Origin of the sequence: Aeromonas sp. S2(2024), from assembly GCF_041402505.1 — a bacterium.
GTDB lineage: Bacteria > Pseudomonadota > Gammaproteobacteria > Enterobacterales > Aeromonadaceae > Aeromonas > Aeromonas media.
Genome location: NZ_JBGLRL010000030.1, coordinates 16,482 through 32,758 on the forward strand (window position 1 = coordinate 16,482; position 16,277 = coordinate 32,758).

Annotated in this window: 11 protein-coding genes and 1 pseudogene; 3 read left to right on the forward strand and 9 right to left on the reverse strand. The window is 64.3% G+C overall.

The features are described 5' to 3' along the window. The first annotated feature begins 210 nt into the window (after window positions 1–210). Window positions 211–2,472 (forward strand): LTA synthase family protein, encoded by a 2,262-nt coding sequence (locus tag ACB039_RS19700; RefSeq protein ID WP_161507314.1) that lies wholly within the window; start codon window positions 211–213, stop codon window positions 2,470–2,472. A 199-nt stretch (window positions 2,473–2,671) separates the two neighbouring features. On the opposite strand, the gene ACB039_RS19705 is transcribed toward ACB039_RS19700, so the two are convergent. Together ACB039_RS19705 and ACB039_RS19710 are read right to left on the reverse strand one after the other, a co-directional pair. After that, a complete protein-coding gene (locus tag ACB039_RS19705) occupies window positions 2,672–3,574 on the reverse strand; it encodes a S66 peptidase family protein (RefSeq protein ID WP_371166271.1) in 903 nt (300 codons plus the stop codon). A 160-nt stretch (window positions 3,575–3,734) separates the two neighbouring features. Beyond that, window positions 3,735–4,052: a heavy metal-binding domain-containing protein gene (locus tag ACB039_RS19710; protein WP_371166272.1), complete on the reverse strand. Its 318-nt coding sequence runs from the start codon at window positions 4,050–4,052 to the stop codon at window positions 3,735–3,737. Between the two features lie 257 nt (window positions 4,053–4,309). On the opposite strand from ACB039_RS19710, the gene ACB039_RS19715 reads away from it, so the two are divergent. Then, entirely contained in the window at window positions 4,310–5,272 is a 963-nt protein-coding gene (locus ACB039_RS19715; RefSeq protein WP_201035211.1) for an IS1595 family transposase, read from the forward strand. Window positions 5,273–5,307: 35 nt separating this feature from the next. On the opposite strand, the gene ACB039_RS19720 is transcribed toward ACB039_RS19715, so the two are convergent. The 5 genes and pseudogenes from ACB039_RS19720 to ACB039_RS19740 all read right to left on the reverse strand — a co-directional run bounded on the left by ACB039_RS19720 (window position 5,308) and on the right by ACB039_RS19740 (window position 12,371). Beyond that, window positions 5,308–6,600 carry an NAD(P)/FAD-dependent oxidoreductase gene (locus tag ACB039_RS19720; protein ID WP_371166273.1) on the reverse strand — a complete coding sequence of 431 codons (1,293 nt, stop codon included), beginning with the start codon at window positions 6,598–6,600 and terminating at the stop codon, window positions 5,308–5,310. A gap of 74 nt (window positions 6,601–6,674) precedes the next feature. After that, window positions 6,675–7,214 carry an alpha/beta hydrolase YcfP gene (ycfP, locus tag ACB039_RS19725; RefSeq protein ID WP_005331594.1) on the reverse strand — a complete coding sequence of 180 codons (540 nt, stop codon included), beginning with the start codon at window positions 7,212–7,214 and terminating at the stop codon, window positions 6,675–6,677. Window positions 7,215–7,423: 209 nt separating this feature from the next. Next, complete coding sequence (locus ACB039_RS19730; RefSeq protein WP_005331593.1) at window positions 7,424–9,232, reverse strand: M3 family oligoendopeptidase; 1,809 nt, start codon at window positions 9,230–9,232, stop codon at window positions 7,424–7,426. Window positions 9,233–9,506: 274 nt separating this feature from the next. Next, a pseudogene (locus ACB039_RS19735) lies at window positions 9,507–11,283 on the reverse strand (M3 family oligoendopeptidase). A 170-nt stretch (window positions 11,284–11,453) separates the two neighbouring features. Continuing rightward, on the reverse strand, window positions 11,454–12,371 hold the full coding sequence (locus tag ACB039_RS19740; protein ID WP_041205454.1) for a DUF808 domain-containing protein: 918 nt from the start codon (window positions 12,369–12,371) through the stop codon (window positions 11,454–11,456). 210 nt (window positions 12,372–12,581) lie between these two features. Between ACB039_RS19740 and ACB039_RS19745 the strand changes: the two genes are divergently transcribed. Continuing rightward, the gene (locus ACB039_RS19745; RefSeq protein ID WP_005331588.1) at window positions 12,582–13,184 is read left to right on the forward strand and encodes a DUF924 family protein; all 603 of its coding nucleotides are present in this window, start codon (window positions 12,582–12,584) and stop codon (window positions 13,182–13,184) included. Between the two features lie 79 nt (window positions 13,185–13,263). Here the strand turns inward: ACB039_RS19745 and secF are convergent, their stop codons facing one another. Together secF and secD are read right to left on the reverse strand one after the other, a co-directional pair. Beyond that, complete coding sequence (gene secF, locus ACB039_RS19750) at window positions 13,264–14,178, reverse strand: protein translocase subunit SecF (RefSeq protein ID WP_171269622.1); 915 nt, start codon at window positions 14,176–14,178, stop codon at window positions 13,264–13,266. 100 nt (window positions 14,179–14,278) lie between these two features. Next, window positions 14,279–16,081 (reverse strand): protein translocase subunit SecD, encoded by a 1,803-nt coding sequence (gene secD / locus ACB039_RS19755; protein WP_371166274.1) that lies wholly within the window; start codon window positions 16,079–16,081, stop codon window positions 14,279–14,281. Window positions 16,082–16,277: the final 196 nt, after the last annotated feature.

The following is a 16,277-nucleotide window of genomic DNA, read 5'->3' on the forward strand; positions in this document are numbered from 1 at the left end:
CCCCTCCCAGACCAGCGGCAAAGCCCCATGATGACGCTTTCATCACAGAATGAATGCCCCTCCCGGATCGGGATCACAATTCGCACGCCCGGGTCGTCACCCAAGATTCATCCCGTTGTCATTAAATTGACATCAAGGAACAAGCCCCTCACCATCGGGTCAAAATAGATGCAGCCATCGCTGCCCTGCCCGCTCCAAGGATGAGCCCCTATGAATGCCCCCGTCTGTGGTCACAGCCCCTCCCTTTCCCAGTCTCTGGCCGGGTGGCTGTTCGGTCTGCTGATAGCCCTGCTGTTGCTGACCCTCGCCCTGCCGCTGCTCAATCCCGCCGGCTGGCTCGGGCGGGCACAACCGTTGATCCTGGGGCCCGCCGATCAGCCTATCGCCACCCTCAGCCGCCACAGTCTGCTTTACAAGAGCGACAGTCGCGGCCTCTATCTGGTGGTGCGCAGCCAATGGCAACTGCTCAAACCGCTGCAGGAGGGGGACAAGGTGCGGGTGGAGCTGCTCAACGACAAGGGCATTCGCATCGATCAGTTGAGCCAGGCGGTGGAGAAGCGCCAGAAGTGTCGCCAGGAGCGCTGCACCCTGGATCTCAACAGCGCCCTGCGGGCACCGGATGACGCCCTGGACAGCCGCTATCAACTGCGGATCGGCCTGCTGCTGGCGGACAGGCCCGAGAGCGCCGAATACAGCCAGATACTGCAGACCCTGCCGGAGCGCGGCTTCAACCTGAGCTACCTGATGATCAGCCTGCTGCTGGTGCTGCTGATGAGTGCCGCCGTGCTCAGGGCGATGCTGCCGCGGCTGCGTCGAAGCTACCGCTCGCGGGTCTTCGGCAGCCTGCTGCTTGGCAACCTCACCTTCGTGTTGCTGCACGGCTTCGTGGTGTTCAAGCTGGGAGAGTTTTTGTTCTGGTCGGGCTTTCGGCCCGAGCACTATTACCTCGCCTGGGGCAGCATGGTGCTGGGCTGGAGCCTCTGTGCTCTGGCGGGGTTCAACCTCTATATGGGGCTGGTGTTCACGGCGCTCTCCGGCATAGGCCTGCTCGCCAACTTCATGAAGATCGCCATCTACGGGGTGCCGCTCGGGGGGGACGATCTCGGCAACCTGCTGGCCCTGCTGCACATCCTGCTCGATCAGCACCCCGTGCTGCCGGTGCTGGCCGTGCTGGGGTTCTTGTTCCTGTGCTGGCGCTTTGCCCTGTCGCGCTGGATCCTGCGCACAGCCGCCGCCACCGCCGCCTTCTTCGCGCTCTGCGTGTTCGCCACCCAGACCGGCAACAAGCTGCTCGGGGCCAACATCCGCTACGTGGACAGGGCGGTGAACTACCACAGGGACATCATCCGCGCCGGCCCCGGCCTCTATCTGTTCAACCTGGTGGACGAGATGCTGCAAAGCGGCAACGTCTTTCGCTATCCCCTGCAGATCAACGAGCGCACCCCCGAACTGAGCCAGCCAGCCCGGGGCCAGCCGCCCCGCTTCGATCTGGTGATCGTGCTGCAATACGAGTCGCTCTGGCTCGACTGGCAGGGCAAGATCTGTGCCCCTGCCCCCACCCTGAGTCTGCCCGCCGGGGTGGCGCAGTGGCACAAGACCATCCACTCCCCCACCACGGGCGGCATGACGGTGCTGGCGGAGTTCGAGATGAATACCGGCCTGCCGGCGGGCCTGCTCAAGCAGGGGGTGGTGCCCTACTACTACCTCTCGGCCCAGGTTCCCGGGCTTGCCCGGAGCGCGAAGCAAAGCGGCTACCAGACCCTGTTCGCCCACCCCTATGTGGAGAAGTTCTGGGGCCGCGCCAAGGCTATTCCGGCGCTCGGCTATGAGGAGCGCTGGTTCGACACCCGCTTCACCACCTTGGAACACAAAGGGCTCTACATCTCGGACGATGCCCTCATCGATCACCTGATCAAACGCAGCGAACAGGACAACCGGCCGCTGTTTGCCTACGCGGTCACCATGCAGGGGCACGGCCCCTTCGACGGGGATCGCTACCGGGCCCAGCAGATCGACAAGGCCTGCCCGGATCAGAGCCCGGCAGAGCGCCAGCTGCTCAACACCTACTACACCGGGGTGGTGGACGCCATGGCCTCCCTGGAGCGGCTGCTCAAGACCCTCGACGGCTCAGGCAAGCGCTACCTGGTGGTGGCCTTCGGGGATCACCAGCCCTTCCTGATGTCCGCAGGCAAGGGTATCCACGGCGCCAAGCCGCCCCGGGATGCGGCCTACCAGATCCCCATGATGGCTTTCACCCGCGCCGATGACCCTCTCAACCTGGCGACCCAGTTCGCCCCGGTGCGCCAGCTCTACCAGATGGGCCAGGCCACCCGAGCGCTGCTGGCGGGGGATCTCGCCCCCATAGAGGACAAGCCCCTGCTCCACCCGGTGCTCGGGGAGGAGAAGGGCTTCGACCCCTCGCCTCTGGTGCCGCAGATCCGCGCCAGCTTCCGAGCCGACGCATTACCCTGAGGTCAATAAACATTTAAGAGACGGGGGCCGCAGATCCTTGCAACACCTTCCGGGCCGACGCATTACCCTGAGATCAATAAACATTTAAGAGACGGGGGCCGCAGATCCTTGCAACACTTCCGGGCCGATGCCCTGCCCTGATCCTGCGAGCAGACAGCAAAGAGGCCGCAACTGCGGCCTCTTTGCATTTCTCTTGCGGCTAGCGGAGCCAGGGCTCGCACAGGGTAAGGGTCTGCCTGTCGAGATCCAGTTCGGCCTGGATGCCAAGCGGCACCGTCAGCATGGGGTGAGTGTGAGCACAGTCGAACTCCGCCAGAATGGGGAAGGTCGGCTCCCCCACCACTTCCAGCAGGATATCGAGCGGCCGCCGGCCGCTGCCCTGGCTGTCTTCCAGCAGCAGAATGTCCCCCCGCGCTATGGGCGGCATATAGGGTGAGCCCCAGATCCCTGCCAGGGTATTGAGGTTGCCGCCGATCAGTCGGCATCGCACCCGACCAGATCCCACCGAGATCAGCCGGTTTGGCAGGCACTGCTTGGCCCGGGTCTGCTGTTCCCAGTCAAGCCGCTCGTCGGTCCATTGCGTCGGCGTCGGCACCGTGTGGGGCACGGCGGCGCCACCTGCCTGGCAAATCTGGTTGAACCCGGCCAAAGTTTCGTCCACCAGCGGCGAGAGCTCGCCGAAAGAGGCCACCAGCGCCGGCCCGTAAAAGGTGACCAGGCCGGTACGGGCATGAATGCCAAGCAGCAGGGCCGTCACGTCGGAGTAACCGATGATGATCTTGGGATCCCGCTTCAGCGCCTCATAATCGAGATAGGGCAGCAGGGAGTTGGAGTTGCTGCCGCCAATCACCGACATGATTGCCCGCACCTCTGGATCCCGGATGAGGGCATTGAGCTCTTCGGCCCGCGCCGCAATGGAGCCGGAGCGCCAGTGATCCCGCTCCCCGGTCAGGCTGCCCGCCTTGAGTTCGACGCCCTGCGCCGCCAGATAAGCCTTGGCGCGAGCGAAGCGGTTTGGTGCCCAGGCGGTGGCCGCGCTGGAGGGGGAGAAAAAGCCGATGGTGTCGCCGGGCCTGAGCCCCGGCGGTTTGAGTAAAGTCATGGACAAATCTCTGCTGCCAAGGATGGTTCGCCGGGATAACCCGGAAAAGAGGTCTCATCCTAATCCATTTCGCGCTCGCCAGACCAGTGGAACACGCCCACAAAAAAGCCGATCTCAGGATCGGCTCGGGGTGCTGGCTTGCAAGGGGATGAAAGCGGCCTCACACCACCACGGCGGTGCCGCTGATGCTGACCATCAGCATGCTGCCGTTCTGCCCCACCACCTCGTAGTCGATGTCGATGCCGACCACGGCGTTGGCACCCAGGGCGGCGGCACGCTCCCTGAGCTCCTCGAAAGCGATCTCCCGGGCCCGGGCCAGCTCTTTTTCATAGGCTCCGGAGCGGCCGCCTATGATGTCGCGAATGCCGGCGAACAGGTCTTTGAAGATGTTGGCGCCGAGGATGGCTTCCCCCAAGACGATGCCGCGGTATTCACGAATGGTCTTGCCTTCCAGGGTGGGGGTGGTTGAGAGGATCATCTTGCGCTCCTTGGGGTGAAAATGGGCTCCAGACTACCCCAAACCTGCGGCAGGCAACATCCCCCTACCGCGAATAACCGGCCACAGGGGATAGGCGGACAGGCGCTGGCTGCGACCCGGCGACACCTGCCGGATCGCAGCTCTCAAAGACGGCCATAAAAAAGGAGAGGCGAGCCTCTCCTTTTGTTTGGCGCTGTCCCAATTAGATGTTGAAAGGCTAACCTTTGAAGTAGGTCATCACCCTGAGGGCCTCCATTATGGATACCCAAGCCTTTCAACATCTACTCTCTCTCTTCCCACAGCTCACCTTGCGCCAGCGTCGACTCGCGCAACATGAACTCACTACCCCTCACCCCATCACCTCGTTGGCCACCCAACTTCCCCCTTGCCAATGTTGCCCTCACTGCCAGGCCGAGGCTACGCAGTTGGCTCCCTGGGGTTGGAGTCGAGGGCTGCGTCGTTATCGCTGCAAGCAGTGTCTGCGCACCAGTTCCGTTCTCACCAAGACGCCTCTGGCCCGACTTCGCAAGGCACAATGCTGGGAAGACTACGCCCAGGCCCTCATCGACGGTCTGACCGTCCGACAGGCTGCCGTCCGCTGCGGGGTCTGTAAAAACACCGCCTTCTTGTGGCGTCACCGCTTCCTGAAAGCCATGGCGAATCACCAGGCGGCACGGGAAGGGGGTATCGTCGAGGTTGATGAGACTTTCTTCCTGGAGTCGTTTAAAGGACAACGTGGTTTGCCCCGCCCGGCCCGCCACCGTGGGGGCAAAGGCCGTACCCGAGGCACAGGGCCGGATTACATCCCGGTGATGGTGGTTCAGGACCGGGCTGGTCACCATGCGGATTTTCAGTTGGAGAAAATGAATGCCGAGACGGTGATAGCGGTTTTGACACCCCTTGTCTCGTCAGATGCGGTGTTGTGTAGCGACGGTGCCGGGGTGTATGCCAGTTTCAGCAAAGCGCAGGGAGTGACCCATCAGGTCGTGCGCAATCGTCAAGGCGAGCGTGTGGTTGGTGCGTACCACATCCAGCATGTAAACGGATATCACCGTCGGTTGAAGGAGTGGATGGAGCGGTTCCATGGGGTAGCGACCCACTATCTGAGAAATTATCTGGGTTGGCGAAGGATGTTGGAGCGCTACGGGCGGGAAGTGAATGTCCCACGTTGCCTGCATGAGGCGCTGGGGCGCCCCATGCAACACGTAATTGGGACATAGCCTTTTGTTTGCCATCGCACCTTGCCACTCAGGGCTCAGTGCAGCTTCATGCTCGGGCGCAGCACCCGGTTGATGCGGCCCACCAGCATGATGAGGCCGGTCTTGATGTAGCCGTGCAGGGCCACCTGGTGCATCCGGTAGAGGGAGATGTAGACGATGCGGGCGATGTAGCCTTCCACCATCATGGAGCCGCGCATCAGGTTGCCCATCAGGCTGCCCACGGTGGAGAAGCGACTCAAGGAAACGAGCGAGCCGTGGTCATGGTAGAGGTAGGGCTTCATCTCGCCGCCGTTCATCTTGGCCAGGATGTTCTTGAATGCCTGGGTCGCCATCTGGTGGGCGGACTGGGCGCGAGGCGGCACAAACTTGCCGTCCGGCTGCGGGCAGGCGGCGCAATCGCCGATGACGAAGATGTTCTCGTCACGGGTGGTCTGCAGGGTCTCTTTCACCACCAGCTGGTTGATGCGGTTGGTCTCGAGGCCCGCTATCTCCTTCATGAAGTCCGGCGCCTTGATGCCCGCGGCCCACACCATGAGGTCTGCTTCAATCAGCTCCCCATCCTTGGTGTGCAGACCCTCGGCAGTGGCTTCGGTGATCATGGTGGCGGTACGCACGTCCACACCCAGCTTGACCAGCTCCTGGTGGGCGGAGCCGCTGATGCGCTCCGGCAGGGCCGGCAGGATGCGGGGACCCGCTTCCACCAGTGTCACCTTGAGGCTGTCGGTGGTGAGGTTCTTGAAGCCGTAGGCGTAAAGCTGCTCGACCGCGTTGTAGAGTTCGGCGGAGAGTTCGACGCCGGTGGCGCCGCCACCAACGATGGCGATCTTCACCTTGTCACCGGGCTGGTATTCGGTGGCGAACTGCAGGAAGCGGTTCATCATGCTGTTGTAGAAGCGGTGCGCCTGGGAGGGGCTGTCCAGGAAGATGCAGTGATCCTTGATGCCCTTGGTGTTGAAGTCGTTGGAGACCGAGCCGATGGCCATCACCAGCACGTCGTAAGCCAGTTCCCGCTCGTTGACCACCAGGGCGCCGCTCTCGTCGTGGATCGGCGCCAGCACGATGCGTTTCTCGTCGCGCTTGATGTCGGTCAGGCTGCCGAGCTGGAATTCGAAGCCGTGGTTCTTGGCGTGGGACTGGTAGCTCAGGGCGTCGATGCCCGCATCCATGGAGCCGGTGGCCACTTCGTGCAGCAGAGGCTTCCACAGGTGGGTGCGGTTGCGATCCACCAGGGTGATCCTGGCCTTGTTCTTCTTGCCCAGCTTGCGGCCCAGGCTGGTCGCGAGCTCGAGACCGCCGGCGCCACCGCCTACAACGACAATATTCATCATGATGATTTTCCTTGGTTCCTCAAAACGAAAGGGAGCCATTGGCTCCCTAAAACGAAATCGGTTGACGTGATGGCTCAGGCTTCTTTGAAGGCCTTCATCCGTTGCAGATGGTGCGAGATGTTCTTGAACTTATGGGTCTCGCGCTCATCCCATACGATGTCGTAATAGTTCTTCAATTCACGTTCAGTGTCCCGATTATCGCGGATTTCATCCTGAACGGAAAGGATGCACAGGCAGTTTCCTGAATTTTTATTACGAAATTCGGTTACACACTTGGTGCCGATGTCCTCGTACTCTTCCGGCCTGTCGATCTTGCCCTGCATGTTCTCTTCCGGGTGCAGGTTGGGGTTGAAGACCACCTGTTTGATACCGCACAGAAACCCGATCCGCTCGCTCCAGTAGCCGCCGAGCCCTACCCCGCAGATGAGCGGCTTGGGGTCTGTGCTCATGTCGAGCTGCTTCTTCACCTCCTTGAGCAGGTGGCTCATGTCGTGGCGCGGGTGAACCGTGCTGTAGTGAACGAAGCGCACATCATCATCGATAAACTGCAACTGCAGCACTTTCTCATGATTGCCGGGGCTGGTGGCATCGAAGCCATGCAGATAGATGATCATGGATAAGACCTCAAAAACTGTGTCGGTTCTATCGAAACTACCCCAGCGAACCGCCGAGGCGCCACCAAAACATCGCACTTTCTTGCTTTGGATCACGCCCCCTGCCGCCGGAAAATCGTTTCCCCACCCCGTTTGGGCGCGCCAGGCAGGGGAAAAGGGACGCCAGGCCCCTGACGAGGGCAGGCGCGCTGCCCTGCCTGCGCCCGGCCTCAGCTCAGGGTCTGCTCGAAGCGATCCACCGCCGCCGCCACCAGGGCCAGGCTACCCTGCCAGAAGGCCGCCTCGCGAATATCCTGCCCCAGGTGTTTCATCACCAGCTCCTCGGCGCTCATGCGGCCGGTGTCCCGCAACAGGGCACGATAGGCCTGTGCCACATCCTGCTCACCCGCGGCCTGACGGCTTATCAGCTGCTGATAGACGCCGAGGCTGAACAGGTAACCAAACAGGTAGGGGTAGTTGTAAAAACCGAAGCCTGCGATGGAGAAGTGCGCCTTGGCGGCCCAGAACATAGGGTGATAGCGGCTGAGGCTCTTTTCATACCAGCGCCCCCACGCCTCGTCGGTGAGCGCCTTGAGCCGGGCCGAGGAGACATAGCCCTGCTCGCGCTCGGCCACCAGGGCCTGCTCGAAGTCAAAACGGGCCGGGATGTTGACCAGGAAGGTGGCGGCGCCGTCGGCTTCCGCCCAGGCGATGGCCTGGCGCTCCTCAGCGCTTCGGGCCTGCTCGAACAGGGCGCTGCGCACTAGCGTCTCGGCGAAGATGGAGGCGGTCTCGGCGAGCGTCATGGGGTAGCTACGCTGGCTCATGGGCAAGTCCCGGATGAGCCAGTTGTGCCAGGCGTGCCCCAGCTCGTGGGCGAGCGTGATGACGTTGTCCATGGTGCCCGCATAGGTGATGAAGACGCGCGGCTCCACCGGATCGGCAAACTTGGTGCAGTAGGCCCCGGTGCGCCGGTTCGGGGTGGGAGCCGCATCAATCCAGCCGCGCTCGGCCATCATGCGGGCAAATTCCCCCATCTCGGGATCGAAACCGGTGAAGGCCAGGGCGATGATCTCGATCGCCTCCTCGAACGGGATGCTGCGGTGGCTGCTCGCCGGGGGCGGCGCGAACAGATCCTCAGGCCCAAGCTCCTCGATGCCGAGCCGCCGGGCCATCAGCCCCAAGGCCCGCTGACCCAGCCCGCGCGCCTGCCAGGTCTCCTGCATCAGGGTATCCAGGGTCACCCGCTCGATGTGGCTCTGATGGCAGGAGAGATCCAGGGCATCCAGGGTCCGCACCTTGCCACGCTGGCGCGAGAGCTCCAGGCGCCAGCCGTTGAGGGCGTTGAGGATGGCGGCGACCGTCTCCTGCTCCCCTTCCCAGCCGGCGCTGATGGCGTCGAAGGCCTCTTTGCGCAGGGCCCGATCCGGGCTGGAGAGCAGGTTGCTCGCCTCGGCCAGCCCCATCTCACGGCCATCGATAACGAGGCGGATCTTGCCCACCAGATCGTTGTAGAGGTTGCCCCAGGCGTGCAGCCCGTCGGTGCCAAGGCCGATGACCAGCTGCTCCGCCTCCACCGGCAACCGCTGATCCTGCAGGCGGCGCTCGTGGCGCAGCCGGTACTCCTCCTCCCCTAGCAGGGGGTCCTGCATCAGCTGCTCGAACTCGGCCTCGGGCAGCCCCAGCATCAAATCTTCGATGGGAGCCAGCGTCTTGAACAAGTCCGCATTGAGGGCCCGGGCGCGGGAGGCCAACTGCTTGGCCAGGGGATCCCGGGCGTCCTGGCTCCCCGTGCAGGCGGCCAGCACGGCGATGTTCCAGCCTATTTCGCGGATGCGCCGGGCCCGCAGGCGTACCTCCCGCAGGAAGTCCTGCCGGGCCGGCTGGTTACCCTGCACCCCGGCCAATCCCTCGATAAAACCGCTCAATTCCGCCAGGCTGGCGCGAGCCAGGCTCATGTCCGCCTCCAGCACGCAACTGTCGAGGGAGGGGTAGATGTGCTGATTTTGCCACTGCTGTGGGTAGACTCGTTGTTGCATCGAACGCTCATTGTCAGAGACGGGTCCGGCCCGTCGTGAAACAGGGGTGGCCCCAGGGCCACGAACAGAAATACCAAGGCTGGCGGCAACACCAGCCGGATCAAATGCGGGCGACTACACCAGCCACTCGAGACGGCTGACCGCCTCCTCGACATAACGCAGACTCTCCTCCCGGAACCCGGGAAGGTTCGCGACTACACCAGTCGCTCGAGGCGGCTGACCGCCTCCTCGACATAGCGCAGACTCTCCTCCCGGAACCCAGGAAGGTTCGCGACTACACCAGTCGCTCGAGACGCTCCACCGCCTCCTCGACATAGCGCAGACTCTCCTCCCAGAACGCGGGTTCCCGAATGTCGACCCCCAGGTGCTTCTCCACCAGGCTCTCGGCGCTCATGCGGCCGGTGTCGGCGAGCAGCGCCCGATAGGCTGGCACGAAGTCGGCGCCAACCCGCGCCTTCTGGGCATAGAGCCCCAGGCTGAACAGGTAGCCAAACAGATAGGGGTAGTTGTAGAACCCGAACTCGGCAATGGAGAAGTGGCTCTTGCTGGCCCAGAACGCTCGTCATATTGGCTGAGGGTGTCACCATACCACTGCTGCTTTGCGGATTTCATCATGGCCCTCAGCTGGCCCGCCCCCAGATACCCCTCGCTCCGACCTGCCACCAGCGCCCGTTCGAAGTGGAAGCGGGAGGGGATGTCGAGCAGCAGGCTCGCGACCCGCTCCCCGTCCATCCAGGCGATGTCCAGACGCTGCTCGCGGGTCTGCGAGCGCGCGAGCAGCGCGTCGCGCACCAGGGTTTCGGCAAACAGAGAGGCGGTCTCGGCCAGCGTCATGGGGTAGTCCCGCTGCTCCAGCGGGAGGTCCCGCAGCAGCCAGCTGTGCCAGGCGTGCCCGAGCTCGTGGGCGAGCGTGATGACGTTGTCCATGGTGCCCTCGAAGGTGAGGAACACCCGGGGCTCGGCGGGATCGGCATACTCGGTGCAATAGGCGCCGCTGCGCCTGTTGTCGCTCGGTACGGCATCGATCCAGCCCCGATCCGCCATCATGCGGGCGAAGGCCCCCATCTCGGGATCGAAGGCGGCGAAGGCCTCGGCCACCAGCGTCAGTGCCTGTCCGAAGCCAAGCCTTATCTGCGCCGCGGCGGGCGGCGGGGCATAGAGATCCCAGGGGGCGAAGTCCGTTATCCCCTGGGCGCCAGCCATGGCCTGCAGGGCCCGCCTGCCCAGCTCCTTGTGGGCTTCGGCCTGCGCCATCAGGGTCTCCAGGGTGGCGCGATCCAGGTCCCCTGGTGGCAGGAGAGATCCAGCGCATCGAGCCGGCGCGACTTGCCACGCTGGTCCTCCAGCTCCTGGCGCCAACCGTTGATGGCGTTGAGGATGGCGGCCACCGTCTCCTGCTCCGCCTGCCAGGCGGCCTGAATGCCGTGCCAGGCACTGGCGCGCCGCGCCCTGTCCGGATGGGAGAGCAGGTTGTCCGCCTGGGCCAGCCCCATGGGCTCCCCCTCCACCACGGGCCTGAGTCTGGCCACCAGGCTGTCGTAGAGATCCCCCCAGGCTTGCAGGCCGTCCACCGCCAGCCCCTCGATCAGCTGCTCGCTCTCGAGGGAGAGGGCCTGATCCTGCAACCGGCGATCGTGGCGAATGAGGTAGGCCAGCTCGAACAGCTCGGGATCCTGCAGCAGGGCCCGCACCTGATCCTCGGGGGCATTCAGCCAGAACAGGGCCACCGGCTTGACGAGCTGGGCCAGCCTCGCCTGCAACTGCTGGCCACGGGAGAGCAGCACCCGGGCGGCCTCGTCGCGGCCGTTGCGGCTGAGCCGGTTGTAGGCGAAGGTCTGGCTGTTCCAGGCTTGTCTCCTCACGGCATTGGCCTGGCGGCGAATGGCACGAAGCAGGTGGCGCAAGGGGTTGATGTCCCGGGTCTCTGGCAAGGCGGCCAGCAGGGTAGTGATCTCGGTCAGGGCCTCGGCGGCGCGTTGGAAGTCGGCGTCGATCGCCGGGCAATCGGGGGCGGCATAGATGTGGTCATCCTGCCAGAGGGTGGTGGTCATAACTGTCCTTGTCTGTTTGCGTCCATGTGGGGGCCCTGCCTCTGCGGGCAGTGGTCGCCAAATAGTACGAAGGGGGCCGGCCCTTGCCTAGCCCCCATTCTGGTCAGCAAACAGCAGATCCGACCTGCGACGCCCCCTGTCGGCAGGAGGCGATGCCTGAGCGATCGCCGCTACTGTTTCGCGGGGGTCAGCTTGCCCACCAGGGTCATGGCCAGCACCAGCAGCAGACCGGCCACCACCCCCACCAGGGCGCTCAGCAGGGTCGGCGTCACCGCGGCCAGCACGGCGCCCCCGGTCAGGGGTGCCAGGCTGGCGGCCACCCCCTCGATAAGGTGATGGGCAAAGGGCCAGCCGTGGACCAGGATGCCGCCCCCCACCATGAACATGGCGATGGTGCCGACCAGCGCCAGCAGGTGCATCAGCCGGGGCGCCGTCACCAAGAGCCCCCGTCCCACCGCCCGGCGCAAAGCGCCGGCATCCGGTTTTTGCAGCAAATGTAGACCGATGTCGTCGAGCTTGACGATGAGCCCCACCAGGCCGTAGACCCCTACCGTCATCAGCAGGGCGATGCCCGCCACCACGGCGATCTGCAGGCCGAGGCTGGATCCCTGCACCGTGCCGAGGGCGATGACGATGATCTCGGCGGAGAGGATGAAGTCGGTACGAATCGCCCCCTTTACCTTCTGCTGCTCGAAGGCCTCCAGATCGTCCGGAAGCGCCTCTACTGACGAGGCCGTCTCGCCGCGGTCGTGGGGCAGGAACTTGTGGGCCAGCTTCTCGGCCCCCTCGAAGCAGAGGTAGGCGCCCCCCAGCATCAGCAAGGGGGTGATGAGCCAGGGGATCAGGGCGCTGATGGCGATGGCGGCGGGCACCAGGATCAGCTTGTTGCGAAACGACCCCTTGGCCACCTCCCACACCACGGGCAGCTCCCGCTCGGCCCGCACCCCGGAGACCTGCTCCGCATTGAGGGCGAGATCGTCCCCCAGTACCCCGGCGGTCTTCTTGGCCGCCACCTTGGTCATCAGGGCAACATCATCGAGCACGCTGGCGATGTCGTCGAGCAGGGCCAACAAACTGGTTCCGGCCATATCAGGTATTCCTTATCTCAGTGGGAAAATCCCCTCCGGCACCCAGGCCATCTCGCCAGGCCGATGCCGCACGCGAGTGCCGAGCAGAGGGGGCTCCTTGTTTCAGGCAAAAGATGGCACAGTGTAACGAGAAGCCGCCCTTTCGGCAGCCCCCATGACAGGGTCAACCGGCCTTGTTTCACCTGAAGGCCCCAGGCCCAAGGAGTACCCATGCAACCCTGGCAACCTCTGCTCGATTTCTGGTTTGGCGATGACTCAGCCGACGCTCCCCGCGCCGCCCGGCAAGCCCCCCTCTGGTGGGGCAAGAGCAGCGAGACGGACGCGCTGCTGACGCACCGCTTCGGCGAGCTGGCAGAGGGCGCCGCAGAGGGCGAACTCGCCCACTGGGCCGAGGTGCCGGTGGGCAGGCTGGCGCTGATCCTGCTGCTGGACCAGTTACCGCGCAACATTCATCGCGATACCCCGGCGGCCTTTGCCCAGGATGCCAAGGCCCGGGATCTCTGCCTCAGGGGGTTGTCCCTTGGCGCTGACAAGGCCCTCTCCCCGCTGGCTCGGGTCTTCTTCTACCTGCCGCTGGAGCATGCGGAGTCCCGGGAGCAGCAGGCCAGAAGCGTGGCCCTGTTCGAGGCGCTGGCGACCGAGCAGGCTGGCGGCCCGGCGCGCGAGACCTTCGAGGGGTTCGCCGACTTTGCCCGCCGCCATCAGGTGATCGTCCAGCGCTTTGGCCGCTTCCCCCACCGCAACGCCATCCTGGGGCGCACCAGCACCCCGGAGGAGGCCGAGTTCTTGCGCCAACCGGGCTCCGGCTTCTGAGCCGCTTCGCCAAGCGCGCATAACGCGCATAAAAAACGGGCCCTCGGGCCCGTTCTGCATGCAGGATGTGGCAAGGGCATCAGGCCGCCTCCACCAGCTCCTCTTCTTTTTTCTGGTAGGCCTGGGGCGAGAGCCCCAGCAGCTCCTGCACCGTCGAGGCGACAGTGATGGAGGAGATGGTGCCCACCAGGATGCCGGCGAACAGGGTGAAGGAGAAGCCGAACAGGGCGTCGCCACCGAACAGCAGCAGGGCCCCCACGGTGAACAATGTGGTGCCCGAGGTGATCATGGTGCGGCTGAAGGTGGCCTTGATGGCCACATCGGAACAGTCGTGGATCCCCATCTGGGTGCGCGAACCGAGCAGGTCCCGCAGCCGGTCCGAGATGACGATGCTGTCGTTCAGCGAGTAGCCGATCACCGCCATCAGGCCGGCGATGACGTTGAGGTCGAACTCGATGTTGAACAGCGCCAGCAGCCCCAGGGCCACCAGACCATCGTGCAGCACAGACACCAGGATGCCGATGGCCTGGCGCCACTCGAAGCGCACCGCCAGGTAGGCGGAGATGGCCAAGGAGGCCACCAGCACCGCCAGCATCCCCTGCTGGAACAGCTCGGCGCCCACCTGGGGGCCGACTATGGTGGTACGCAGCAGCTCCACTGGCAGGGCGAGTTGCTGCCCCAGCATGGTCGCGAGATCCTCCGCCGCCCAGGGCAACTCGTGGGGAGGCAGCTTGATGAGCCATTCACCGGGCACACCGGCGCCGTGCAGCTCCACGGCCCCGGCCAGGGGGGCGCTCAGCAGGGCGTTGAGCTCGTGGGCCTCCTTCAGGGTCTGGATGCGAAACTCCAGCAGTATGCCGCCGGTGAAATCGAGCCCGAGCGACAGCCCGTTGATGGCGAGCACGGCGATGCTCGCCACCGTCAGCAGCACCGAGGCCCACATCCCGATGTAACGCCAGCGGGTCAGGCCCATGGCAATGATCATTCTCAGCATTCTTCTTCCCTCGACAGTTGGTGCAGGCTTCCCACAGGGAAGCGAGTGGCGCGGAGCTGGCTCGGACGCGCGGTGTCATGACACAGGTGGTCAGTCATGGTCATACCCTCAGCAGCTTGGCGCGGCTGTTGCCCCACAGGGGGTTGATGATGGCGCGGGTGCCCCAGATGCCGGTCACCATGCTGGAGATGAGCCCCAGGATCAGGGTGATGGAGAAGCCCTGCAGCGGCCCGGAGCCGATGGCGTAGAGCACCACGGCGCAGATGAGCGTCGTGATGTTGGCATCGAAGATGGTGCGAAACGCCGAGCGATAGCCAAAATCGATGGCGTTGGCCAACGAGCCCCCCTCCCGCAGCCTGTCCTTGATCCGCTCGAAGATCAGCACATGGGTATCCACCGCCATGCCCACCGTCAGCACCAGGCCGGCGATCCCGGGCAGGGTCAGCACGGCCCCCGGCAGCACCGCCAGCATCCCCACCTGCATCAACAGGTTGGCGATGAGCGCCGTGATGGCGACCCAGCCGAACTTGCGATACCAGGCCATCATGAACAGCATCATGCCCGCCATGCCGAACGCCAGCGCGGTGAAGCCCGCCTCTATGTTTTGCAAGCCCAGGGTCGGGCCGATTGAGCGCTCTTCCAGGATCTTGAGCGGCGCGGTGAGGGCGCCGGCCCGCAGCAGCATGGCGAGCTCCTGAGCCTCCGGCAGGCTGCCAATCCCGGTGATGCGGAACTGATTGCCAAGGGCGGTCTGTATGGTGGCGACGTTGATCACCTCGCTTTTGGCCCGAAGCCGGCCCTCGGCGTTGGTCTTGTACTCGGTGAAGACGGTGGCCATGGGCTTGCCCACGTGCTGGCGGCTGAACTGGTTCATCTTGCTGCCACCCAGGGTGTCGAGCACTATGTTGACCTGGGGCTGGCCCATCTCCCCCATGTTGGCGCAGGCATCGACGATGTGCTCGCCGCTCAGCACCGGCTTGCGGGCCAGACCGACCGCCTGGCCGTTGCGATCCGCCATGAAGAAGCGACTGTCGGCCTTGGCCTCGTAGAAGGCCAGGGATGCGGTGGCGCCTATCACCTCTTTCGCCTGCTTCGGGTTGTGCACCCCGGGCAGCTCGATGCGGATGCCGTCCTGGCCCTGACGCTGGACCGAGGCCTCGACGATGCCGAGCTCGTTGATCCGTTTCTTGAGGATCGACAGGTTCTGGGTCACGGCGTTGTTCACCAGCAGGGTGCGCTCTGCGTCGCTCAGCACCAGCTTGAGCTCATTGCCGGAGCGAGAGAGGGTCCACTGATCCTGACGGGTGCCGGCGCTCTCCTTGATGATATTGAGCCAGCCCTCCTGCCCGGCGACGTCCGGCAGGGTGACGGCCACGGATCCCTGGGCGGTGCGCATCACGCTGGCGCCGCGCAGGTTGGCCTCACGGAAGCGGGTGCGCAGGGTATCCACCAGGTTTTTGGTCTGGTTGTCGATGACAAAATCCACGTCCACCCCGATCAGCAGCTGGGAGCCGCCGCGCAAGTCCAGCCCGAGCTTGATGGGATCGGCGCCGAGCTGGCTTATCCAGGTCGGAGCATTGGAGTGAAACTCCAGGGTGAGGGCGGCGCTGTCCACCCCCTGCTGCTCCAGCAACTGCTTGGCCCGCTGCTGCTCGGCCTGGGTGACGAACACCAGCTCTACCCGCTCCTTCTGCTCAATCTGCAGCTGGGGCGCTATCTGGTGCTCCTGCAGCAGGCGCTGCTGCGCCCCGCTCAGGCGGCTCTGGCCATGGAGGCCGAGGGAGGGTTGCTCACCGAAGAAGGTGGGCAGGGAGTAGAAGGTGAAGGTGAGCAGCATCAGCAGCAGCAGGGCGTACTGCCACAGGCTCATGCGGTTCAGTATGGTATGACTCTTTTTTCTCATGAAATCGGCCTCTGTCAGGCGAGCGCAAGGGACGACGCCGGGTCGCACCGTGCAAAAAAATGAAACAAGACAGCCTAGCCGTTCAGTGACTGCTCCCCGCCGCAAGCGGCGAGGCTTCCCACTTCTTAGGCCGCTACTGCCGAATTGGCAGATTGACGCTGGCCTCCATGGGTAGAAACGACGAGTCCCGCCGCCT